This window comes from Ancylobacter polymorphus (assembly GCF_022836935.1).
Lineage (GTDB): Bacteria > Pseudomonadota > Alphaproteobacteria > Rhizobiales > Xanthobacteraceae > Ancylobacter > Ancylobacter polymorphus_A.
Genome location: NZ_CP083239.1, coordinates 4,182,216 through 4,205,415, shown reverse-complemented (window position 1 = coordinate 4,205,415; position 23,200 = coordinate 4,182,216). Strand labels below are relative to the sequence as shown.

Genomic DNA, 23,200 nt, shown 5'->3' with positions numbered 1-23,200 from the left:
ATGGGCGCGAAGCTGCAGAGCACCGACACGGACGATCTCGTCGAGAACCACGAGATCAACGTCACCCCGTTCATCGACGTGATCCTGGTGCTGCTGATCATCTTCATGGTGGCGGCGCCGCTTTCCACCGTCGATGTGGCGGTGGATTTGCCGGCCTCGAACGCGCAGGTGCAGCCGCGCCCGGACAAGCCGGTCTATCTCACCGTCAAGAGCGATCTGGTGCTCGCCATCGGCAATGACGATGTGGCGCGCGAGACGCTGGGGGCGACGCTCGACCGCACGACGGAGGGCAAGCGCGACACCCGCATCTTCCTGCGCGCCGACAAGACCGTCGACTATGGCGCGCTGATGGAGGTGATGAACCTGTTGCGCGCCGCCGGCTACCTCAAGATCGCGCTGGTCGGCATCGAGATGACCGGCCAGCCGGCCGCCGCCACGCCGGGTTCTGCCGCGCCCGCCACCGGGAGCGCGCCCGCCTCTGCCGCGCCGGCTTCCGCGCCTCTGCCGGCCCCGGCCGCACCCGCAGCGCCCGCTCCTGCCGCCCCCGGAGCGCCGGCGCCATGAGCCTGCTGCTGGTCCGTGGCAGCGGCGGGCATCGCCTGCGCGAGGCCGGGCTGTGGCTCGGCTGCGGCGCCGTGGTGCTGGCCGTCCATGGCGGCGCGCTCGGCTATATGCTGACCGATCCCCCGGTCGTCATGACCGAGGAGCCGGCGGCGATCATGATCGAACTGGCGGAAATGCCGGTGGCGCCGGCGGCCGAGCCGACCGAGCTGCCGCCCGGCCCGCAAATGGTCGAGGCGCAGGAGAAGGTGGAAGAAGAGACCCCGCCGGACCCGCTGGCCGAGGAGGTGGAGGACACCCCGCCGCCCGAGCCGCTGCCGCCGGAAGAGCCGATACCCGAGGTCGCGGAAAGCCCGGCTAGGGATATCGAGGTGCCGCTGCCGCCGCCCCCGCCGCTGGTGCAGGAAATTCCCCCGCCGGAGGAAAAGCCGGAGCCGCCCAAGGAGCAGCCAAAGCCCAAGCCGAAGCCGAAGAAGGAAAAGAAGAGCGACCTTCCCCCCGCGCCGCGCACCTCGGCCGCGCCGGCGATCGACGCGCAGAATGCCGAGCGCATCGCCGCTCCGACGTCGGGCGCGGCGACCTCCAACAGCCGGGTGCCGGCCAATTGGCGTTCGCGGCTGATGGCGCATCTCAATCGCCACAAGCGCTATCCCGGCGGGGAGAGCGCCAGCGGCAAGGCGCGCGTGGCGTTTTCGATCAACCGGGCGGGGCAAGTACTCTCGGCGCGGCTGGCGGGCTCGTCGGGCAATCCGCGCTTCGACGAGGAGGCGGTCGCCATGGTGCGCCGCGCCTCCCCCGTGCCGCCCCCGCCGCCGGAAGTCGCTGGCAGCACCATCACCTTCACCGTCCCGGTGCTGTTCAGCCTCAGGTGAGCGCTTGGCCGGCCGCCGGGGCATCGGCGCCGGTGACCCAGCAGGCGACGCGCTGCGCGCCCTTCGTGGCCAGCGGCGGCATCTCCACCCGGCAGCGCTCCACCACCAGCGGGCAGCGCGGGTTGAAGGGGCAGCCGCGTGGCGGGTTGAAGGGCGAGGGCAGTTCGCCCTCCAGCACGATGCGCTCCTTCTTCGCTTCCGGGTCGGCGACCGGCGTTGCCGAGAGCAGCGCGCGCGTATAGGGGTGCAGCGGCGTGTCGAAAATGGCGTCGCGCGGGCCGTGCTCGACGGCGCGGCCGAGATACATCACCAGCACCTCGTCCGCCATGTGCCGCACCACGCCGAGATCGTGGGAGACGAAGACATAGGCGACGCCGAGCTGCTGCTGCAGTTCCACCAGCAGGTTCAGCACCTGCGCCCGCACCGACACGTCGAGCGCCGAGACCGGCTCGTCCAGCACCAGGATTTTCGGCCGCAGCACCAGCGCGCGGGCGATGGCGATGCGCTGGCGCTGGCCGCCGGAAAACATATGCGGGTAGCGGCCGTGATGTTCGGGCCGCAGCCCGACGCGGCTCATCATGTCCAGCGCCCGCGCGCGGCGCTCGGCGGCGGAAAGCAAAGTGTTGACCAGCAGCGGCTCCTCGATCGCCTTGCCGATGGTCTGGCGCGGGTTGAGCGAGCCGAACGGGTTCTGAAACACCATCTGCACCTCGCCGCGATAGCGCCGCAGCGTGCGGGCATCCGCCTCCGCGACATCGACATCGTCGAGCCGGAGCGAGCCGGCGCCCGGCCGCTCGATCAGCGTGAGCATGCGGGCCAGCGTCGATTTGCCGGAGCCGGATTCGCCCACCACCGCTAGGGTCGAGCGCGGGGCGAGGCGGAAGCTGATGCCGGCCACCGCCTTTACCGTGGCCGATTTCGCGAACACGCCGCGCGAGACCTCGTAGCTCTGGGCGAGGTCGATGGCTTCCATCACCGCTTCGGCCGGCGGGGTGGCGTGGGGCAGGGGAGCGTTCATGCCGCGAACTCCCGGCGCTGGGGCACACCGGCAAGGAGCGGCGTGTGGCAGAGGGCGAGTCCGAGTTCCGCCCCCGCGCGCGGCGGCGGCACGGTGCGGCAGGTCTCGGTGGCGAAGCGGCAGCGCGGCGAGAACAGGCAGCCCGCCGGCCGGTCCGCCAGCCCCGGCACGATGCCCGGAATGGAAGGCAGCAGCCGGCCCTGCGCCCGCTCCGGCAGCGCCGCCAGCAGCGCGGCGGTGTAGGGGTGGTGCGGGTCGCGGAACAGGCCGCGCGTGTCCTGCATCTCCACCTGCTGGCCGGCATAATGCACGCACACGCGCTGCGCCGTTTCCGCCACCACGCCCATGTCATGGGTGATGAGCACGAGGCCGACGCCGCTCTCCTTCTGCAGCTTCAGCAGCAGATCGAGAATCTGCGCCTGGATGGTGACATCGAGGGCGGTGGTCGGCTCGTCGGCGATGATGAGCTTGGGGTTGCAGGCGAGCGCCATGGCGATCATCACCCGCTGGCTCATGCCGCCGGAGAGCTGGTGCGGAAACGCCTTCAGCCGCCGCTCCGGCTCGGGAATGCCGACGAGCTCCAGCAATTCCACCGCGCGCGCCTGGCGCTGGGCGCGGGAGAGATCGAGATGCGTGGCCATGGCCTCGCGGATCTGGAAGCCGACGGTGAAGCAGGGGTTGAGGCTCGACATCGGCTCCTGGAAGATCATGGCGAGGTCGCGCCCGATGATCTTGCGCCGTTCGCGGGCGGAGAGGGCGAGCAGGTCGCGCCCGTCGAACATCATCCGGTCTGCGGTAACGGTGGCGATCCAGGGCAGCAGGCCCATCACCGCCAGCATCGCCACCGATTTCCCGGAACCGGATTCGCCGACAATGGCGACGAGTTCGCCCGGGGCGACATCGAGATCCACCTTGTCCACGGCGCGGAACGGCCCGCGCCCGGTGGCGAAGGTGACGGAGAGATTGCGGATGGAGAGCAGGGACATCAGCTCCGCCTCAGCTTCGGGTCGAGCGCGTCGCGCAGGCCGTCGCCCATCAGGTTGATGGCGACCACGGTGACGAGAATGGCGAGGCCGGGCAGGGTGACGATCCACGGGGCGGAGCGGATGAATTCGCGCGCATCGGCCAGCATGGCGCCCCATTCCGGCGTCGGCGGCTGCGCGCCGAGGCCGAGAAAGCCGAGCGCCGCCGCTTCCAGGATCGCGTCGGAAATGCCGAGCGCGGCCTGCACGATGAGCGGGGCGAGGCAGTTCGGCAGCACGGTGACGAACATCAGCCGCAGCCGGCCGACGCCGGCGACCTGCGCGGCGACGACATATTCCTTCGACAGTTCCGCCAGCGCCGCGGCGCGCACCAGGCGCACATAGCGCGGCAGATACACCACCGTCACCGCCACGATGGTGTTGGTGAGGCTGGGGCCGAGCACGGCGACGATGAGGATGGCGAGCACCAGGCTCGGGATCGCCACGACCATGTCCATGACGCGCATGATCACCACCTCGACGATGCCGCGCAGGAAGGCGCTCGCGAGGCCGAGCACGATGCCGAGAGCCACCGAGACGACCATCACCGACAGGCCGATGCCGAGCGAGATGCGCGCGCCGTAGATCAGGCGGGAGAGCACGTCGCGCCCCACCGCGTCCGTGCCGAAGGGGAAGGTCCAGTTGCCGCCGGCCCAGACCGGGGGCAGCAGCACGCTCTGGCGGAACTGCTCGATCGGCGAATGCGGGGCGACGAAGGGCGCGAACAGCGCCAGCAGGGTGATGAACACGACGACGGCGAGGCCGAGCACGGCGCCGCGATTCTCGCTGAAGGCGGACCAGAAGGCCCGCAGCGGCGAGGGCTCCGCGCCCACCGGCTCCACCTCGGCCACGGCGGCGGCACTGAGGCTGAGGCCGGAATCGCTGACCAGCAGCCGCTCGGGCGTGGTCGGCATCGGATCGTCGATGGCGTTTTCCTCAGCCATGCCGGATCCTCGGGTTGATCGCGACATAGAGCATGTCGACGATGAGATTGACGAGGATGACGATGGCGGAGATCAGCATGATGCCGCCCTGCAGCGCGGGATAGTCGCGGCGCGAGATCGATTCGATCAGCCATTTGCCCACGCCCGGCCAGGCGAAGATGGTCTCGGTCAGCACCGCGCCGGCGAGCAGCGTGCCGGTCTGCAGGCCGACCACGGTGACCACGGGGATCAGCGCGTTGCGCAGCGCGTGCAGCCCGACCACCCGCAGCGGCGAGAGGCCCTTGGCGCGGGCGGTGCGCACATAATCCTCGCCCAGCACCTCCAGCATGGAGGAGCGCGTCATCCGCGCGATCACCGCCAGCGGAATGGTGCCGAGCACGATGGTGGGCAGGATGAGATGCGCCACCGCCGCGCTGAAGGCACCGTCCTCGCCCGAGAGCAGGCTGTCGATCAGCATGAAGCCGGTCACGGGCTCGAAATAGTAGTTGATGAGGTCCATGCGGCCGGAAACCGGGGTCAGGCCCAGATATTCCGACATGAACATGATGAGCAGCAGGCCCCACCAGAAGATGGGCATGGAATAGCCCGCCAGCGCCACGGCCATGACGGAATGGTCCAGCACCGAGCCACGCCGTACCGCCGCCAGCACGCCGGCGGGCACGCCGAGCACCACCGCGAAGACGAGGGCGCAGAGCGCGAGTTCCAGCGTCGCCGGGAACAGGATGAGGAATTCGTGCAGCACCGGCGTCTTGGTGACGATGGAGACGCCGAAATCGCCGTGCAGCAGGGCGTAGACGTAGTCGAGGAACTGCTTCCACACCGGCTGGTCGAGGCCAAGCTCGTGGCGCAGCGCCGCCAGCCGTTCGGGGTCGATGCCGCGCTCGCCGGTGCGCGCCTCGATGGGGTCGCCGGGCACGAGGCGCACGGCGACGAAGGTGACGAACATCAGCGCCACGAAGGTGGGCAGCGTCAGCGCGACACGGCGGAAGATGAGTTTCAGCATGTGCGGGTGCTACCCATGGGGCGGGCCTTCTGCCGGCAAGTCGCCGTCGTCCCGGAAGCCGGCAGGCGGCCTTCCGGGAGCACAAGACGGCGCGGCGCCTCAGCCGAGGGGCGATCCCGGAACGCGGCGGGCCGCGTCCGGGAGGCGGGGCGTGCCGGGGCTTGCGGCCCCGGCCGGCCGGTCACTTCAGGTCGACGCCGTAGAATTCGTGGCGGCCGAGCGGGCTGACCTTGTAGTCCACCACTTCCTTGCGGGTCGGCTCGTACACCACCGAATGGGCGATGGTGAACCAGGGCGCCTCTTCCTTCACGATCACCTGCGCCTGCTCATAGAGCTTGGTGCGCTCGGCGGTGTCCGAAATGGTCTTCGCCTTGTTGATCAGCGCGTCGAAGTCCTTGTTGCACCACTTGGACAGGTTCTGGCCGCCCGGGCGGGCCGCGGCGCAGCCGAGCAGGAAGAAGAAGTTGTCCGGGTCGCCATTGTCGCCGGTCCAGCCGAGCTGGCCGGTCATGTGCTCGCCCTGCTGCAGCCGCTTGCGGTATTCACCCCATTCATAAGAGACGAGCTTGGCGTTGACGCCGATCTTGGCGAGGTCCGCCTGCATGATCTCGGCGATGCGCTTGGCGTTCGGGTTGTAGGGGCGCTGCACCGGCATCCACCACAGGTCGATGTCGAGCGGCGTCTTCACGCCCGCATCGGCCAGCATCTTCTTCGCCTTCTCGGGATCGTAGGGGTAGTCCTTGATCGCGGTGTTGTAGGACCAGATGGTCGGCGGGATCGGGTTGATCGCCGCCTGGCCGGCGCCCTGATACACGTCCTTGATGATGGCGGCCTTGTCGATCGCCATGTTGAAGGCCTGCCGGACCTCCTTCTTGTCGAAGGGCGGCTTCTGCGTGTTGAAGGAGAGATAGCCGATGTTGAGGCCCGGCTGGGAGATCAGGTTGACCACCGGATCGGTCTTCATGCCGGCGATGTCGGCCGGGTTCGGCGCGATCATCACATGGCACTCGCCCTTCTTCAGCTTGGCGTAGCGCGCGGTCGGGTCTGGGGTGATGGCGTAGACGAGGTTATCCAGCGCCGGCTTACCGGCGAAATAGGCCGGGTTGGCCTTGTAACGGATCACCGCGTCCTTCTGGTAGTTGACGAAGGAGAACGGGCCGGTGCCGACCGGGATCTGGTCATACTGCTCGGGCGTGCCCTTCTTCAGCAGGAAGTCGGCATATTCCTTCGAGGTGATGGTGCCGAAATCCATGGCGAGGTTCGCCAGCATCGGCGAATTCGGCTCGGTGAGCACGAATTTGACGGTGTAGTCGTCCACCTTGTCGATCGACTTGAGCAGGTCGGGCATGCTCATGTCGTTGAAGTAGTCATACGCGCCGCCGGTGACCTTGTGGTACGGGTTTTCCGGCTTCCATTGGCGCTCGAACGAGAACAGCACGTCGTCCGCGTTGAAATCGCGGGTCGGGGTGAAGCCGTTCACGCCGGAATGAAACTTCACGCCCTTGCGCAGCTTGAAGGTGATTTCCTTGCCGTCCTCGCTCACCGTCCAGCTCTCGGCGAGGGAGGGCACCACCTTGGTCGTGCCGCGCTCGAACTCGACGAGCTGATTGTATACCGGGCGGGCGGCGTCGAAGCTGGTGCCGGTCGTGTTCAGGGCGGGGGTGAAGTTCTCCGGGCTCCCTTCGGAGCAGTAAACCAGCGTCTTGGCGGCGTAGGACGGCGCGCACAACGCCACGAGCATTGCAGCCGCAAGGGCGGCCTTGGCAGGAAAAGCCGGCATCTCTGAATTCCCCTCTCATGAACCGCGCGAGCCGTGCCCATTGTTTGGGCCGGCCTATTGCGTCATCGCGACGGTCCGATTTCACAACTGAAACACGTGTCTCAGTATTGCGCAATCATACCCCACCCCCCGACCTAAGTCGTATTCCGCTGCGTCAATTGCGGCGGCGCGGGCTCCGTCGAAGGGCGGATGCACAGCGCCGCGCGACGTTGTAAGAGAGGCGGCCGGCCTCGGGTGCCGGTACGTCCGGGAGAAGTCGCATGAGTGCCGCGCCGTCCGCCAAGGTTTCCTTCGACTGGGCCGATCCGGTCGATTTCGATGCGCAGCTGACCGAGGAAGAACGGCTGGTGCGCGACACGGCGCGTGACTATGCGCAGGAAAAGCTGCTGCCGCGCGTGACCGCCGCCTATATGGACGAGCACTTCGATCGCGAGATCATGAACGAGATGGGCGCGCTCGGCCTGCTCGGCCCCACCATCCCCGAGGAATATGGCGGGGCGGGCCTCGGCTATGTCTCCTACGGGCTGGTGGCGCGCGAGGTGGAGCGGGTCGATTCGGGCTATCGCTCGGCGATGAGCGTGCAGTCCTCGCTGGTGATGCACCCGATCAACGCCTATGGCAGCGAGGCGCAGAAGCGCAAATTCCTGCCGAAGCTCGCCACGGGCGAGATCGTCGGCTGCTTCGGCCTGACCGAGCCGGATGCCGGCTCCGACCCCGCCGGCATGCGCACCCGCGCCGAGAAGATCGATGGCGGCTACCGCCTCTCCGGCGCCAAGATGTGGATCACCAATTCGCCGATCGCTGATGTCGCGGTGGTGTGGGCGAAGTCCGCCGCCCATGGCGACGAGATTCGCGGCTTCCTGGTGGAGCGCGGCATGAAGGGCTTCACCACCCCGAAGATCGAGCACAAGCTCTCGCTGCGCGCCTCCATCACCGGCGAGATCGTGCTGGACGGGGTCGAGCTGCCGGAAGAGAACCTGCTGCCGAATGTCTCCGGCCTGAAGGGCCCCTTCGGCTGCCTCAACCGTGCCCGCTTCGGCATTGGCTGGGGCACGATGGGGGCGGCGGAAGCCTGCTACGCCGCCGCGCGCCAGTACACGCTCGACCGCAAGCAGTTCGGCAAGCCGCTGGCGGCGACGCAGCTGATCCAGAAAAAGCTCGCCGACATGGCGACCGAGATCACGCTCGGCCTGCAGCTCGCCCTGCGCGCGGGCCGGCTGTTCGACGCCGGCCAGTTGCCGGTGGAGACCATCTCCATGCTCAAGCGCAATAATTGCGGCAAGGCGCTCGACATCGCCCGCGCCGCCCGCGACATGCATGGCGGCAACGGCATTTCCGGCGAGTTCCCGGTCATGCGCCACATGGTGAACCTGGAGACGGTGAACACCTATGAGGGCACGCACGATATCCACGCGCTGATCCTCGGCCGGGCCATCACCGGGCATCAGGCGTTTTTCTGAGAGGATTTGCCGAAGGGTTTATCCGGGGTCCCGGCGCGGCGCTCCGGCTGCGCCGTCGCTGGGCCGGGAAAAGGCGGTTCTGCCATCGTGTCCCGGACAAGGCGCAGGCGCGCCGCCGATCCGGGAACCAGCAGAGGCTCTTCAGCCGGAACCCGTCCACTGCCGCCCGTCGTCTCAGATGCTGTACATCAGGTCGGCATTGGGGGCGTGGGAGAAGATGACCATGTCCTGCAGCGACATGCCGTCGAGAATGTCAGACATGGCGTCGCGCACCTTGCTCATGGTGATGCGCACCGAGCAGGTGGCCAGATCCTCGCAGTCGTCGCAGGGCACATAGGCACTCTTGCTGGCGCAACTGAGCGGGGCCAGCGGGCCGTCGAGCACGCGGATGATGTGGCCGATGCGGATCTCGCGCGGGGTCTTCGCCAGCGCATAGCCGCCGCCCGGCCCCTTCTTGGAGCGCAGCATGCCGGCGTTGCGCAGTTCCAGCAGAATGGCGTCGAGGAATTTCTTCGGAATGTGGTTGGCGGTGGCGATTTCCTGCCCCATCGCGCTCGCGCCCGGTTCGAGCCGGGCGAGATAGAGCATCGCCTTGAGGCCGTATTTGCCCTTGTTGGTCAGCATGTCCGTTTCGTCATCTCGCCACCCCCCGGGCCGGTGGAACGGACGGGCGGAGCCCGGCACCACCAGCCTTCCGGCAAAATGCGCGACCGGCGCCGATTCGGCCAGTGCCGGGCCGGCAATCAGCGCGCAGCGGCGCCCGCCTCGACATTGGCGGCGAGCTTGCCGGCGTCGCGCGCGTCCGGCACGGGATGCAGGAACAGCACGGCGGCGATGACAGCGCCGTAGGCCAAGGCGAAAAGCAGCTTGTCGCGGGTACGGCGCAGGCCGGTCTGACTCATGGTCATTCTCCAATTGGAGAGTAATCTATCGACCATGTAGGAATATGTAAAGGGTCAGTCGTCGTCGAGCCCGCGCGCGGCGGTCATCAGGTTGCCATTGCCCTCGAAAGCGGCGGTGAAGGCGGCGACGCGGCGGTCGATGCGGATGTCGGAGGCGCGCAGCGGCCGGGCCAGCGACAGCCCTTCCAGCGAGCGGGCGCGCGAAAGCGCGACATAGGCCTGACCGGCGGCGAAGGCGCCGGCGTCGAAGTCGATCCGCACATCCTCCAGCGTCAGCCCCTGCGCCTTGTGGACCGTCACCGCCCAGGCGGGGACGAGGGGAAGCTGGGTATAGGTGCCGACCACCTTGGCCGCGACCTTGCCGGTGGCCTCGTCCCAGTCATAGCGGATGCGCTCCCAGCTGGTACGCTCGATCTCGACAATGCCGCCGCCATCGAGCCGGACATAGGCGCGGTCCGGGGCGAGGCCGGTAACGGTGCCGACCGAGCCATTGACCCATTGCCGCTCGGGATGGTTGCGCACCGTCATCACCCGGGCGCCGACCTTCAGCGCCAGCGTTTCCGGCACGGGGAGCCGGTCATTGGCGAGGTCGAACTCGCCCTCGCTCTTGCCCTCGAACAGCCGGCCGTCATCATAGAGCGCTTCCATGCCGCGCCGGTTATAGGCGTCCACCCGCGCATTGGTCGGGGCCAGCACGACCGGGATGCGCCCGGGCCGGTGATCGCGATGCGAGGCGGCATTGATGGCGGCGATGGCGTCGCCGACAAAGCGGCCGGTGCGCAGTTCCGCCAGATGCTGGACGAAGGTGTCGTCGGTCTGGCGGTAGACCTGCATGAAGGGCAGCCGCGCCGGCTCCACCTCGCGCAGCACGCGGGCATCGAAGGCGAAGGGGCCCTCATAGCCGAGATGGCCGAGGATTTCCCGTTCGGCCTGCGGCACGACCGGCGGCAATTGCAGGAAATCGCCGACCAGCACCACCTGCACCCCGCCGAACGGCTCGGGATTGCCGCGCGCGATCCGCAGGCTGCGGTCGACCGCGTCGAGCACATCGGCGCGGACCATGGAAATCTCGTCGATGACGAGGCGTTCCAGCTTCTTCATCAGGGTGCGCTTGGGGCTGCGCGGGCGCACCTGGTCGGGGTCCATCAGCCGGGGCGGCAGGCCGAAGAAGGAATGGATGGTCTGCCCGCCCAGTTGCAGCGCCGCGACGCCGGTGGGGGCGAGAAACGCCTGCTTGCCGCCGCCATGCTTGCGCAGCGCGTGCAGAAACGTCGTCTTCCCCGTGCCCGCGCCGCCCAGCACCATGATGAGCGGCGCGCCGGAACCGACCAGCGCCAGCGGCCCGGCAAAGGCGTCGGCGGGAAGGGAAGGGCGAATCGGCAGGGCGGCTTTCTCGTTCATCGGCGCAATGGAGCACAGGAGGCCCGGCGGGGCGACTGGGCGCGCGCCGTCCTCCCTTGCCGTCAATGCAGCTTGATCAGCACCAGCCCGGCGACGATGAGCGCGGCGGCGATCAGGCGTTCGCGGCGCAGGGGCTCGTGCAGCACCACGACCGCGATCACCGCGCCGAACAGCACGCTCGATTCCCGCACCGCCGCGACGAGGCCAATCGGCGCCTTGGTCATCGCCCAGATGGAAATCCAGTAGGCGGCGAGCGACATCGCCCCGCCGGCAAGGCCGGGGCCGAGGAAGGAGAGGGTGGGCGCCAGCGCGCGCGGCCCCTTCCAGGCGAGGCCGAACAGGGTGATGACCAGGCTGTCCACCACGAACAGCCAGGAGGTGTAGACATGCGCCGAGCTGGCGCTGCGGGCGCCGAGCCCGTCCACCAGCGTATAGGCGCTGATCGACACCCCGCACATCAGCGCGAGGCGCAGCGCGGTGCGGTCGATGGCGGCGATGCCGGCGCGCGGCCAGGCAAGCGACAGGATGCCGAGCGCCAGCAGCCCGACCCCGAGAAAGCCCTGCGCATCCACCGCCTCGCCTACCAGCGTCACCGAGAGGAGTGTGGTGAGCAGCGGCGCGCTGCCGCGCGCCAGCGGATAAACCTGCCCCATATCGGCGCGGCGATAGGCGCCGGCCAGCGTGAGGTAATAGACGAGGTGGATGGCGACCGAGGCGGCGATCCACGGCCACACATGCGCCGCCGGCGGACCGAGATGCAGCGCCACCGGCAAGGCGAGCACGCCGCAGGCGGCATTGACCAGCACGACCGCGAGAAACGGGTCGAGCCGGATCTTCAGTACCGCGTTCCAGCCGGCATGCATCGCGGCGGCGGCGATGACGGCGAGGAAGACGGAAAGGTCCATGGGGCGGCCAGCCAGCGGAGGGAGGCCGGGCTCTACCCGATTCCGTCCGTCCTGCCGAGAATTATCGCGCCCATGCCGCTTGATGAGCGTCCCGCCGGCGACGATGAGGCGGCACGCTGTGCGATCCCGTCAGGGGTTCGGCTCCGGCAAGCGGCGCAGGGCCTTCGGGCGCTCGAACGCCGCATCGGATGACTTCGGGCGCAGTCCCGGTGGCGCTTCGAGTTACGTAGATTCACCACTTATCGACGATCGGCTCGACGGCTACTTCCGATGTAATGACGCAGCGTAACAGTCGCTTGCGTCGGGCGTGAAGGAGCGTGTCGTGCCGGAAGTTATGTGGAGTGAAAAATTCTATTATGCAGTCTTGGTGATTATCGCCATTGTCGTCTATTTTATATTCATTGCATGATGGTTTGAATATATGGTGCTAATTATTCGAAGCGATATTGAACACTCAATGCAGCTTGATCAGCGTCACCCCGGCCACCACCAGCAGGGCGGCGAGGAGGCGTTCGGGGCGCAGCTTTTCGTGCAGCACCCACAGGGCGAAGCCGGCACTGAACAGCACGCTCGACTCGCGCACCGCTGCCACCAGGCTGATCGGCGCCCGTGTCATCGCCCACACGCACAGATAATAGCTGACGAACAGCATGGCGCCGCCGACCAGCGCCAGAGCCCAATGCCGCCGCACGGGCCCGAAAAAGCCGGTGCCCTTCCACAGCAGCAGGCCCAGAGCCACCACCAGCGCATCGGCGACGAACAGCCACGCCGTATAGACCGAAGGTGAGCCGAGCCGCCCCGCCGTACCGTCGATGAGCGAAAAGGCGGTGACCGCCGCCCCCGAGCCGAGCGCCAGCACCAGTGCGGCGGCCTGCGTGGCCTCCCCCCGGCTGCGCCAGCCGGTGATCAGCACGCTGGCGGAAAGCAGCGCGATTCCGGCGACGCCGATCGGGCGCACCGGCTCGTGCAGCAGCAGAATGGCGATGGCGGCGGTCATCAGCAGCGCGCCGCCGCGCGCGACGGGATAGACGAGGCCGAGATCGGCCCGCGCATAGGCGCCGACGAGGCAGCCATAAAAGGCGAGATGCGCGCTCATCGAGCCCGCCATCCACGGCCACAGCACCGGTTCCGGCGGGCCGAGCCACAGCGCGACAGGCAGAGCCACCGCGCCGCCGCCGAGCACGACCAGCATCAGCGCCGAGAGCGGATCGAGCCGCAGCTTCAGCAGCACGTTCCAGCCGGTCTGAAGCAGGGCCGACAGCAGCACGACGAGAAGAACAGCAAGGTCCATGACAGGGCCGCGATGAGGGACAGTACTTCGTTACCCCACATCGCGGCTGCTGGCGAGGGCGCGTCAGACCCCGAGCTGGGTGACGAACTTGGTGTTCACATAGGCTTCCATCGCCTCGGTGCCGCCTTCCGAGCCATAGCCGGAATCCTTGATGCCGCCGAACGGCACTTCCGGCAAAGCGAGGCCGTGATGGTTGATCGACACCATTCCGCTTTCCACCCGGCGGGCGAACTCATCGGCGCGGGCGGAGGAGGTGGTGTAGGCATAGGCCGCCAGGCCATAGGGCAGGCGGTTGGCCTCGGCGATGACCGCCTCGGTGGAGGTGAAGGGCATGATCGGCACGACCGGGCCGAACGGCTCCTCATTGAGGATGCGCGCATCCGGGGAAAGGCCGGTGAGCACGGTCGGCGCGAAGAAATAGCCCTTATTGCCGATGCGCGAGCCGCCCGCGTGCAGGGTGGCGCCCTTGGCGAGGGCGTCGGCGGTCAGCGCTTCCATCGCCTCGACCCGGCGCGGATTGGCCAGCGGGCCCATGCGCACGCCGTCCTCAAGCCCATTGCCCACCTTCATGCCCTGCACCGCCTCGGTGAAACCGTCGACGAAACGGGAATACAGGTCTTCATGCACGAGGAAGCGGGTGGGCGAGACGCAGACCTGGCCGGCATTGCGGAACTTGGCGCCGGAGAGCAGCTTGATCGCCACCTCCACATCCGCATCCTCGAACACCACGGCCGGGGCGTGGCCGCCGAGTTCCATGGTGACGCGCTTCATATGCGCGCCGGCCAGCGCCGCGAGCTGCTTGCCGACCACCGTGGAGCCGGTGAAGGAGATTTTCTTCACCACCGGGTGCGGGATGAGGTACTGCGAAATCTCCGCCGGCACGCCGAAGACGAGATTGACCACGCCTGCCGGCACGCCGGCATCGGCATAGGCGCGCACCAGCTCGGCGCAGCTCGCCGGGGTCTCTTCCGGGCCCTTGAGGATCACCGCGCAGCCGGCGGCCAGAGCGGCCGAGACCTTGCGCACCGCCTGGTTGATCGGGAAGTTCCACGGGGTGAAGGCGGCGACCACGCCCACCGGCTCACGGTGCACCACCTGCTGCACGCCGGCGGCGCGGGCGGGAATGAGCCGGCCATATTGCCGGCGCCCTTCCTCGGCGAACCAGTCTATGATGTCGGCCGAGGCGAGCGTTTCCATCCGCGCCTCGGGCAGGGGCTTGCCCTGTTCCATCGTCATCAGCGTGGCGATGGCCTCGGCGCGCTCGCGCAGCAGTTCCGCCGCCTTACGCATGATCTTGTAGCGCTCATGCGCCGGCGTGTGGCGCCATACCGCGAAACCCTTCTCGGCGGCGGCGAGCGCGGCGTCGAGATCGGCGCGGCTGGCATGGGCAAGCGTGCCGAGCACCTCTTCGGTCGCCGGGTTGATGACGTTCTCGCTGGCGGGCGCGCCGCCATGGTCGCTGCCCCCGCGCCACTGGCCGTCAATAAAGAGCTGAACCTCGGGGTAGGACACGGAATGGGGCATGGCCGAACCTTTCGCGACAGGATGCTGGCCGCATACCTAATGCTCGCGACGCCGGACGGGAAGGGGGCGCGAGGGGCTGCCGCAGGGGCATGCGGCCGGGCAACGGGGCTCAGCGCAGCCAGGCGCTGAGGCGAGCGGCGCGGCGGGGACGGGCGAGCGAGCGTGCTCTTGCCGACAGGCGCAGGAGACGGAACCGGCATGCGCCCGTTCCGTCGCGGGGGTGCCCGGCCGATGCGGGGCCGGGCGAGGAAGGTTCAGCGCGTGTCGCGCAGGATGTCGCGCTTGCCGGCATGGTTAGCCGGGCCGACAATCCCTTCGTTCTCCATCCGCTCCATCAGCGAGGCGGCGCGGTTATAGCCAATCTGCAGCCGGCGCTGGATGTAGGAGGTGGACGCCTTCTTGTCGCGCAGCACGGTGGCGACCGCCTGGTCGTAGAGATCGCCGCTGTCCTCGGCACCCATGGCCGACTTGTCGAACACGGCGGCGTCCTCGACCACCGGCTCCTCATCCTCGTCGGCGGTGACCTCTTCCAGATATTCCGGCCGGGCCTGGCTCTTGAGGTGCTCGACCACGCGCTCCACCTCCTGGTCGGAGACGAAGGGTCCGTGAACGCGGGAAATGCGCCCGCCGCCGGCCATGTAGAGCATGTCGCCCTGGCCGAGCAGTTGCTCCGCGCCCATCTCGCCGAGAATGGTGCGAGAGTCGATCTTGCTCGTCACCTGGAAGGAGATGCGGGTCGGGAAGTTCGCCTTGATGGTGCCGGTGATCACGTCGACGCTCGGGCGCTGGGTGGCCATGATGAGATGGATGCCGGCGGCGCGGGCCATCTGGGCGAGGCGCTGGATGGCGCCTTCGATCTCCTTGCCCGCCACCATCATCAGGTCGGCCATTTCGTCGACCACGATGACGATGAAGGGCAGGGGAGCGAGATCCATGATCTCCTCTTCCTCGATCAGCTCGCCGGTTTCCTTGTCGAACCCCTTCTGCACCGTGCGGGTGATGATCTCACCCTTGGCGTTCGCCTCGGCGACGCGCGCGTTGAAGCCGTCAATGTTGCGCACGCCGAGGCGGCTCATCTTCTTGTAGCGGTCTTCCATCTCCCGCACCGCCCATTTCAGGGCGACGATGGCCTTCTTCGGGTCGGTGACCACAGGGGTCAGCAGATGCGGGATGCCCTCATAGACCGAGAGTTCCAGCATCTTCGGGTCGATCATGATCAGCCGGCACTGGTCCGGGCGGTGCCGGTAGAGCAGCGAGAGGATCATGGTGTTGATGGCGACGGACTTGCCCGAGCCGGTGGTTCCGGCCACGAGCAGATGCGGCATGCGGGCGAGGTCGACGATGACCGGCTCGCCGCCAATGGTCTTGCCGAGGCCAATGCCGAGCTTGGCGCGGGCGGCCTCGAATTCGTGGCTCGCCAGCATTTCGCGCAGCCACACGGTCTCGCGGCGCTGGTTGGGCAGTTCGATGCCGATGACGTTGCGCCCTTCCACCACGGCGACGCGGGCGGAAATCGCGCTCATCGAGCGGGCGATGTCGGCGGACAGGCCGATGACGCGGCTGGACTTGATGCCGGGCGCCGGTTCCAGCTCATAGAGCGTGACCACCGGGCCGGGATTGGCGTCGATGATCTCGCCGCGCACGCCGAAATCATGCAGCACCTGCTGCAGCTTCACCGAATTGCGGTCGAGGAATTCTTCCGACAGCTCATAGTCCGGCTCGCTGTGCGGCGGCTCGGTGAGCAGCTCCAGCGGCGGCAGTTCGTAGCCGTCGCTCGCCTCGGTCTCCGTGCGGGGGGCGGGACGGGCCGCGCGCGGCGCCGGCGCCACGGGGGTGACGGCGGGCGCCGCCGTGACGGGTGCCGGAGCCGGAGCGGCCGGAGCAACGGGCGCGACGGGGGGCTGGGCCTGCGGGGCGGTGGAGACCGCCACCATGCCGAACATCGGCCAGGAGAAGGAGAGGTCGGCCGGCGTGGCGCTGTAGCCGGAGAAGCCGCCCAGCGTCACGGCAGGCGTGATGCTCGCCTCGCTCAACGCCTCTTCCGCGGGATGATCCTCGGCGGGGGCTTCTACGTCGGCGGCCCAGAGGGCCGCAACGGCCGCATCGTTCTCAGACGCGTCGTCCTCGAAGGCGTCTTCGTCGGCGGTATCGTCCTCGGCTTCGTCGGAGAAGTCCTCGTCCGTCTCCTCGGCGAAATCCTCGTCCTCGAAGCCGTCATCCTCGGACGCGACACCATCCGTCTCATCCTGCGCGACGAAAGTCGGCGCGGCGAAGACGGGGGTGTCTTCGGCGAGGGTGTCCTCAACGGTCGGAGCTTCAGCAGGGAGCGGCGCATTCTCGGCCGTGGGCGCGGCCGGCCCGCGCAGGGCGCCATAGCGCGCGGCGAGCAGGCGCTCCTCCTCGGGGAATTCATCCTCATAGGCGCCGTCTTCCAGCGGGATGAGGTCGTAGACATCCGCGACATCATTGGCGGCGGTAAACGGGGCTTCCGGCACCCAGGCGGCGGCGGGCGTGACGGCGGCCGGGATCACCGGCGGGGTGTCGTAGCCGAACTGGATCATGGAGGCGACCGGGGCGGCCACCGGCTTCGGCGCGGGGGCGGCGGAAGGCGGTGCGGCGGGCGGCGGGGCCGCGTTCGTCGTCACGCTGCTGGTCACGTTCGTCGTCGCACCCTGCGCGCCGATTTTCGCGGCGGGCCCTGCGGAAGGCGGGACGGGCCCTGCCTTCGCGATGGGCGCGGCGGGCACCACTTCGGGCTGGGCCGAGAGCGCGCGGCGGGCATGAGCCACGATCAGCGGCTTCGGCGCGGCGCCGAGCGGCGGCTTGCGCGGCGGCACGCGCAGCACCGGCGTCTGCGAGGGGCGCGGCGGGGCGACGATGGCGGTCGCGGTCGCCGGCGCTTCCGGCTGCGGGGCCGCCACCGGCTGGCGCATCAGATAATCCGGCGTGCGGGTGAAGCGGGTGTTGGGCGGCATGGTGAAGGGCTGCAGCCAGCTCGGCACCATCTCGTGCTGCGGCGCGACGACGGGCGCCTTGGCCACCGGAGGCGCCTTCGCCACGGGGGAGGCCGACGGCTTCGGCGCCTTGGGCGGCGGCGGGGCGTAGGTCACCTGCGGGTTGGCGCGGGAAAACACATGAGTCTGGGCGCTCGCCTTCGACTCGGAAGCCTTGTCCGCATTCGGATCGGAGGGACGCGCCGGATTACGCATGGGACGCTGAAACCTTTGCCGCTACTGCCGTTGAGCCTGCCGCGCCCGGCGCGCGAGGCGCCGTCGAGGCCGTGCCATATGGTTAGGCGAACAGCGTTAACGAACGGTATGAGGCGGCAGATTTCCCGGCGGCAATGTGGCGGCTCCCCCGGCGCTGTGCCCACCGGGGGAGCGGGGCGTCAGGACGGCAGGCCGAGCGTGGCGCGGATTTCCGCCGGCATCAGGTCGTGCGTCTCGGGGTGCTTCATCATGTAGCGGCCGAACACCGAGCAGCGCGGCACCACGGCGAGGCCACGCTGGCGGGCGCTGGCAAGACCGGCCTCGACCAGCCGGGTGGCGAGGCCGCGCCCGCCGAGTTCCGGCGGCACTTCGGTGTGGGTGAAGATGATGTGGTCATGCGCGAGAATGTACTGCGCGATGGCGGTCTGGCCGTCCTGCTCGATTTCGAACCGGTCGGCGGCGCGGTTGTCGCGCACCGGGATTTCGCCGTTGATGCTCATGCTGGTCTCCTTGGGGACGCCCGGTTCGGGTTCGTGAGCGGATGCCGTGATTGGGCGGGCGCCGTGGGATATTGTCGACCAAAACGAACGCAGCGTCGCCCCCGTTTCGGCCTTCGGGGTGAAATTATCGGCTGGGTCCGATATAGCGCAGGCTCCTCCGCAGGGAAGAGAGTGCCCATGATCGCGCCGACCCGCCGCCCGCCCTCACCGGAGGCGCTCACGCTGCTGGAGACCCGCCGCTCGGTCGGCGCCGCCGGGCTGCAGGCGCCGGGGCCGGATGCGGACCAGACGCAGCGGCTGCTCGCCATCGCCGCCCGGGTGCCCGATCACGGCATGCTGGCGCCGTGGCGCTTCATTCTCGTCGAAGGCGCGGCGCGGGCCGAGATCGGCGCGCGGCTGTCACAGGCCTATCGCGAGAACAACGCCCATATGCCGGAGGAGAAGCGGGAAAAGTTCGCTGCCATCATGGGCCGGCTGTTTCCCGCCCCGCTGGCGGTGGTGGTGGTGAGCCGCCCGGTGGAGGGCAGCGCCATTCCCGCCTTCGAGCAGGAACTGTCCGCCGGTGCCGTGTGCATGAACCTGCTCACCGGCGCGGCGGCGATGGGGTTCGACGGCATCTGGGTGACGGGCTGGGCGGCGACGCACAAGGCGGCGCTGGCGATCCTCGGTGTGGGGGAGGGCGAGCGGGTGGCCGGCATTCTTCATATCGGCACCGCCAAGGAGGCCCCTGCCGACCGCCCGCGCCCGGATGTGGCGGCGCTCACAACGCACTGGTTGGCGCCTGAGTCATGAAAAAGGCCGCCCCGGTGCACCGGGACGGCCTCTTCTTCAGGCGCTTGGCGTTTTTTGGCGCTTCCTCGAACGGTGGATCAGGCGGCGGCCTGAGCCTGTGCCTGCGCGCGCTTGGCCTCGCGGCGGCGGCGGGTGAGCACGAATTCGGTGTAGCCGTTGGGCTGGGCACGGCCTTCGAAGATTAGGTCGCGGGCGGCGCGGAAGGCGAAGCCGTCATAGGACGGGGCCATCGGCACATAGGCGGGGTCGCCCGCATTCTGGCCGTCCACTACCTTGGCCATGCGGCGCAGCGTCTCCTCGACCTGCTCGGCCGTGACCACGCCGTGCATCAGCCAGTTGGCGACGTGCTGGGAGGAGATGCGCAGCGTGGCGCGATCTTCCATCAGCCCGACATCGTGAATGTCCGGCACCTTGGAGCAGCCGACGCCCTGGTCCACCCAGCGCACGACATAGCCGAGAATACCCTGGATGTTGTTGTCCAGTTCCTCCTGCACCGCCGCCGGCTCCCAATTGCCGCGATCGACCACGGGGATGGTGAGCAGGTCGCGGCGCGAGGCACGCTTGCGGTGGCGCAGTTCCGCCTGCCGCTGGAACACGTCCACCTTGTGGTAGTGCAGCGCGTGCAGCGTGGCGGCGGTGGGCGAGGGCACCCAGGCGGTGTTGGCGCCGGCGAGCGGATGGGCGACCTTCTGCGCGATCATGTCGGCCATGCGGTCGGGCATCGCCCACATGCCCTTGCCGATCTGGCCATGGCCGTCGAGATGTGCCTCGAGGCCCGCATCGACATTGTTGTCCTCATAGGCCTTGATCCAGGCCTGCGCCTTCATCTCGTTCTTGCGCACCATCGGGCCCGCTTCCATCGAGGTGTGGATCTCGTCGCCGGTGCGGTCGAGGAAGCCGGTATTGATGAACACCACGCGCTCGCGGGCGGCGCGGATGGAGGCGGAAAGGTTGGCGCTGGTGCGGCGCTCCTCATCCATGATGCCGATCTTCAGCGTGTTGAGGTCGAGCCCCAGCGCCTGCTCGACACGGGCGAACAGGTCCACCGCGAAGGCGACCTCTTCCGGGCCGTGCATCTTCGGCTTGACGATGTAGACGGAGCCGGCGCGGCTGTTGCGCAATTCGCCTTCGCCCTTGAGGTCGTGCAGCGCGATCAGCGAGGTGACGGCGGCATCGAGAATGGCCTCGGGAATCTCCCGGCCCTGCGCGTCCAGCACCGCGTCCGTCATCATGTGCTGGCCGACATTGCGCACCAGCATCAGGCTGCGCCCGTGCAGGGTGAGTTCCTCGCCGTTGGGCGCGGTGTAGCGGCGATCGGCGGCGAGGCTGCGCTCCACCGTCTCGCGGCCCTTGGCGAAGCTGGCGCTGAGCGTGCCCTTCATCAGGCCGAGCCAGTTGCGATAGACCAGCACCTTGTCCTGCGCGTCCACCGCCGCGACGCTGTCCTCGCAATCGACGATGGTGGTCACTGCCGCCTCGATGACGATGTCGGCGATGCCGGCGGCGTCGGTGGCGCCGATGCGGTGGGCGCGGTCGATGACGATATCGATGTGCAGGCCGTGATTGACCAGCAGCACGGACGTCGGCGCTTCGGCCGCGCCATCGAAGCCGGCGAATTGCGCGGCGTCCTTCAGCCCGGTGCGGGTGCCGGAGGCGAGCTCGACCTCCAGCGCGCCCTCGGTGACGCGGTAAGCCACGGCATCGGCATGGCTGCCGCCGGCCAGCGGCACGCTCTCGTCGAGGAAGGCGCGGGCGCTCTCGATGACGCGCCGGGCACGGACCGCGTTGAACCCGTTGGAGCGGGTGGCGCCGCCGTCCTCGGGCAGCGCATCGGTACCGTAGAGCGCGTCATAGAGGCTGCCCCAGCGCGCATTGGCGGCGTTCAGCGCATAACGGGCATTGGTGACCGGCACCACCAGCTGCGGGCCGGGGATGCGGGCGAGTTCCTCGTCCACCTTGTCGGTGACGACCTCGAAGGCGTCCGGCTCCGGCAGCAGATAGCCGATCTCCGCCAGGAACACCTCATAGGCGACGGGGTCGATCGGCTTGTTGCGGTGGGCGCGGTGCCAGGCGTCGATCTGCGCCTGCAATTCGTCGCGGCGGGCGAGCAGCTCCGCGTTGCGGGGGGCAAGGTCGCGCACGATGCCGGCAAAGCTCTCCCAGAAGGCGGCCTTGTCCACCCCGGTGCCGGGAATGGCTTCATTATTGATGAAATCGACAAGGGCGGAATCGACCTTCAGGCCGGCGACGTCGGTATGAGTCATAACGGGTCCCTTCACGCGAGCGGATGGCCGGTTGCCGCGAGCCGCCGGCACAGCTGTGCATTCACATAAACAAAAGTGCGGGTGCGGCGCAACATCGCAGATAGTCGGATGCGGCCGCGATGCACGGGGCAATCCTTGTCCGACAACGCCTCTCGCTGCGTTTGCGTTGCAGCGAAGGGTGAAGCTCACCCTGGGTTGACCAAGCGTCATTTGGGGCGAGGTGGCCCGGAACAACGAAAACGTCACCCCGAGGGATGACAAAGATGTCACCCAGGGGATGACGAAAACGTCACCCCGGGGATGTCCGGCTCGCGCCGGACCCGGTGGCGGTTTTCCCCGAACCGCCACCGGGCGCGCGGCATGCGCCGCCCCGGGGTGACAAGGTGGTCCGCCTCAGAACTGGGCGGTCTCGGTCGAGTCCTGCATCGCCGTGGTGGCGCTCAGGCCTTCGCTCAGCACGGTGGCGATGGCGTCGAAATAGCTGGTGCCCACTTCGCGCTGGTGGCGCGTGGCGGTGAAGCCCTGCGCCTCGGCGGCGAATTCGCGCTGCTGCAGCTCGGAATAGGCGGCCATGCCGTCCTCGCGGTAGCGCCGCGCCAGCTCGAAGGTGGTGAAGCACTGGTTGTGGAAGCCGGCGAGCGTGATGAACTGGTACTTGTAGCCCATGGCCCCCAGTTCGGCCTGGAAGGTCTTCATCTGCGCCTTGTCCATATGCTTGGCCCAGTTGAAGGACGGCGAGCAGTTATAGGCGAGCATCTTCCCCGGATGCACACGGTGCACGCCTTCGGCGAAGCGGCGGGCGTCGTCGAGGCTCGGGGTCGAGGTCTCGCACCACAGCAAATCGGCATAGGGCGCATAGGCGATGGCGCGGGCGATGCCGGCTTCGAAGCCGCCATTGTAGCGGTAGAAGCCTTCCTGCGTGCGCTCGCCTGATATGAACGGCCGGTCCAGCTCGTCCACATCGGAGGTGATGAGACGGGCCGATTCCGCATCGGTGCGCGCCATGATGACGGTCGGCACGCCGAGCACGTCGGCGGCGAGGCGGGCGGCGTTCAGCGTGCGGACGAACTGGCGGGTGGGCACCAGCACCTTGCCGCCGAGATGGCCGCACTTCTTCTCCGAGGCCAGCTGGTCCTCGAAATGCACCGCCGCCGCGCCGGCTTCGATCAGCGCCTTGGTCAGTTCATAGGCGTTGAGCTGGCCGCCGAAGCCGGCTTCGGCGTCGGCGATGATCGGCACGAAGAAATCGTGCTGCGGGCCCTTGGCGCCGTCGGCGCGCTCCATGGTCTGGATCTGGTCGGCGCGCATTAGCGCCTTGTTGATGCGCCGGACCACGGCGGGAACGCTGTCGACGGGATAGAGGCTCTGGTCCGGATACATGTCGCCGGCGGAATTGCCGTCGGCCGCGACCTGCCAGCCGGAGAGATAGATCGCCTCCAGCCCGGCCTTCACCTGCTGCACCGCCTGGATGCCGGTATAGGTGCCCATGGTGGGCACGAAAGCCTGGGTCTGCAGCAGGTCCCAGAGACGGCGGGCGCCGTTGGCGGCGAGCGTGTGCTCGATGCGCAGCGAGCCGGCGAGACGGGCGACGTCAGCGGGAGTGTAGCTGCGATGAATGCCGCGCCAGCGGTCGGGCGCCCAGGTCGGGGCGGGGAAGCTGTCGGGCGAGTGGGGGCGAGTCTGGTCCAGCATGGTCGTTTCCTGAAGCAAGATCGGAAGAAGAGAGAGACGCGGGGGCCGAGGAGGGGGCGG

Annotated in this window: 19 protein-coding genes; 4 read left to right on the top strand and 15 right to left on the bottom strand. The window is 68.5% G+C overall.

The window, feature by feature from the left end:
• Together exbD and K9D25_RS20075 are read left to right on the top strand one after the other, a co-directional pair.
• Window positions 1-564, top strand: coding sequence for a TonB system transport protein ExbD (exbD, locus tag K9D25_RS20080; RefSeq protein ID WP_244377748.1), 564 nt, complete (start codon window positions 1-3; stop codon window positions 562-564).
• Entirely contained in the window at window positions 561-1,433 is an 873-nt protein-coding gene (locus K9D25_RS20075; RefSeq protein WP_244377747.1) for an energy transducer TonB family protein, read from the top strand. Before exbD ends, K9D25_RS20075 begins: the two co-directional genes overlap by 4 nt.
• Here K9D25_RS20075 and K9D25_RS20070 read toward each other — a convergent pair.
• The 5 genes from K9D25_RS20070 to K9D25_RS20050 all read right to left on the bottom strand — a co-directional run bounded on the left by K9D25_RS20070 (window position 1,426) and on the right by K9D25_RS20050 (window position 7,200).
• On the bottom strand, window positions 1,426-2,451 hold the full coding sequence (locus K9D25_RS20070; RefSeq protein WP_244377746.1) for a dipeptide ABC transporter ATP-binding protein: 1,026 nt from the start codon (window positions 2,449-2,451) through the stop codon (window positions 1,426-1,428). The genes K9D25_RS20075 and K9D25_RS20070 overlap by 8 nt on opposite strands.
• On the bottom strand, window positions 2,448-3,437 hold the full coding sequence (locus tag K9D25_RS20065) for an ABC transporter ATP-binding protein (protein WP_244377745.1): 990 nt from the start codon (window positions 3,435-3,437) through the stop codon (window positions 2,448-2,450). Before K9D25_RS20065 ends, K9D25_RS20070 begins: the two co-directional genes overlap by 4 nt.
• Complete coding sequence (locus K9D25_RS20060; protein WP_244377743.1) at window positions 3,437-4,417, bottom strand: ABC transporter permease subunit; 981 nt, start codon at window positions 4,415-4,417, stop codon at window positions 3,437-3,439. Before K9D25_RS20060 ends, K9D25_RS20065 begins: the two co-directional genes overlap by 1 nt.
• Window positions 4,410-5,420: an ABC transporter permease subunit gene (locus K9D25_RS20055; protein WP_244377741.1), complete on the bottom strand. Its 1,011-nt coding sequence runs from the start codon at window positions 5,418-5,420 to the stop codon at window positions 4,410-4,412. Before K9D25_RS20055 ends, K9D25_RS20060 begins: the two co-directional genes overlap by 8 nt.
• Window positions 5,421-5,601: 181 nt before the next feature.
• A complete protein-coding gene (locus K9D25_RS20050; protein WP_279613759.1) occupies window positions 5,602-7,200 on the bottom strand; it encodes an ABC transporter substrate-binding protein in 1,599 nt (532 codons plus the stop codon).
• Window positions 7,201-7,460: 260 nt separating this feature from the next.
• On the opposite strand from K9D25_RS20050, the gene K9D25_RS20045 reads away from it, so the two are divergent.
• Window positions 7,461-8,660: an acyl-CoA dehydrogenase gene (locus K9D25_RS20045; RefSeq protein ID WP_244377739.1), complete on the top strand. Its 1,200-nt coding sequence runs from the start codon at window positions 7,461-7,463 to the stop codon at window positions 8,658-8,660.
• 174 nt (window positions 8,661-8,834) lie between these two features.
• On the opposite strand, the gene K9D25_RS20040 is transcribed toward K9D25_RS20045, so the two are convergent.
• From K9D25_RS20040 to K9D25_RS20005, 8 genes are all read right to left on the bottom strand, one after another.
• Window positions 8,835-9,284 carry an RrF2 family transcriptional regulator gene (locus tag K9D25_RS20040; RefSeq protein WP_244377737.1) on the bottom strand — a complete coding sequence of 150 codons (450 nt, stop codon included), beginning with the start codon at window positions 9,282-9,284 and terminating at the stop codon, window positions 8,835-8,837.
• 119 nt (window positions 9,285-9,403) lie between these two features.
• Window positions 9,404-9,562: a hypothetical protein gene (locus K9D25_RS20035; RefSeq protein WP_244377736.1), complete on the bottom strand. Its 159-nt coding sequence runs from the start codon at window positions 9,560-9,562 to the stop codon at window positions 9,404-9,406.
• A 54-nt stretch (window positions 9,563-9,616) separates the two neighbouring features.
• On the bottom strand, window positions 9,617-10,963 hold the full coding sequence (locus tag K9D25_RS20030; protein WP_244377735.1) for an ATP-dependent DNA helicase: 1,347 nt from the start codon (window positions 10,961-10,963) through the stop codon (window positions 9,617-9,619).
• A gap of 62 nt (window positions 10,964-11,025) precedes the next feature.
• Window positions 11,026-11,868 carry an EamA family transporter gene (locus K9D25_RS20025; protein WP_244377734.1) on the bottom strand — a complete coding sequence of 281 codons (843 nt, stop codon included), beginning with the start codon at window positions 11,866-11,868 and terminating at the stop codon, window positions 11,026-11,028.
• A 454-nt stretch (window positions 11,869-12,322) separates the two neighbouring features.
• Window positions 12,323-13,159 (bottom strand): DMT family transporter, encoded by an 837-nt coding sequence (locus K9D25_RS20020; RefSeq protein WP_244377732.1) that lies wholly within the window; start codon window positions 13,157-13,159, stop codon window positions 12,323-12,325.
• Window positions 13,160-13,222: 63 nt separating this feature from the next.
• Entirely contained in the window at window positions 13,223-14,683 is a 1,461-nt protein-coding gene (locus K9D25_RS20015) for an NAD-dependent succinate-semialdehyde dehydrogenase (RefSeq protein ID WP_244377730.1), read from the bottom strand.
• A 254-nt stretch (window positions 14,684-14,937) separates the two neighbouring features.
• Complete coding sequence (locus tag K9D25_RS20010; protein WP_244377728.1) at window positions 14,938-17,892, bottom strand: DNA translocase FtsK; 2,955 nt, start codon at window positions 17,890-17,892, stop codon at window positions 14,938-14,940.
• Between the two features lie 179 nt (window positions 17,893-18,071).
• Window positions 18,072-18,392 carry a GNAT family N-acetyltransferase gene (locus K9D25_RS20005; protein ID WP_244377726.1) on the bottom strand — a complete coding sequence of 107 codons (321 nt, stop codon included), beginning with the start codon at window positions 18,390-18,392 and terminating at the stop codon, window positions 18,072-18,074.
• Window positions 18,393-18,569: 177 nt separating this feature from the next.
• On the opposite strand from K9D25_RS20005, the gene K9D25_RS20000 reads away from it, so the two are divergent.
• Window positions 18,570-19,184, top strand: a complete 615-nt coding sequence (locus K9D25_RS20000; RefSeq protein WP_244377724.1) for a nitroreductase family protein — start codon at window positions 18,570-18,572, stop codon at window positions 19,182-19,184.
• Window positions 19,185-19,261: 77 nt separating this feature from the next.
• Here the strand turns inward: K9D25_RS20000 and K9D25_RS19995 are convergent, their stop codons facing one another.
• Both K9D25_RS19995 and aceA read right to left on the bottom strand, forming a co-directional pair.
• Window positions 19,262-21,448 carry a malate synthase G gene (locus K9D25_RS19995; RefSeq protein ID WP_244377722.1) on the bottom strand — a complete coding sequence of 729 codons (2,187 nt, stop codon included), beginning with the start codon at window positions 21,446-21,448 and terminating at the stop codon, window positions 19,262-19,264.
• 393 nt (window positions 21,449-21,841) lie between these two features.
• A complete protein-coding gene (gene aceA, locus K9D25_RS19990) occupies window positions 21,842-23,140 on the bottom strand; it encodes an isocitrate lyase (RefSeq protein ID WP_244377720.1) in 1,299 nt (432 codons plus the stop codon).
• Window positions 23,141-23,200 lie beyond the last annotated feature (60 nt).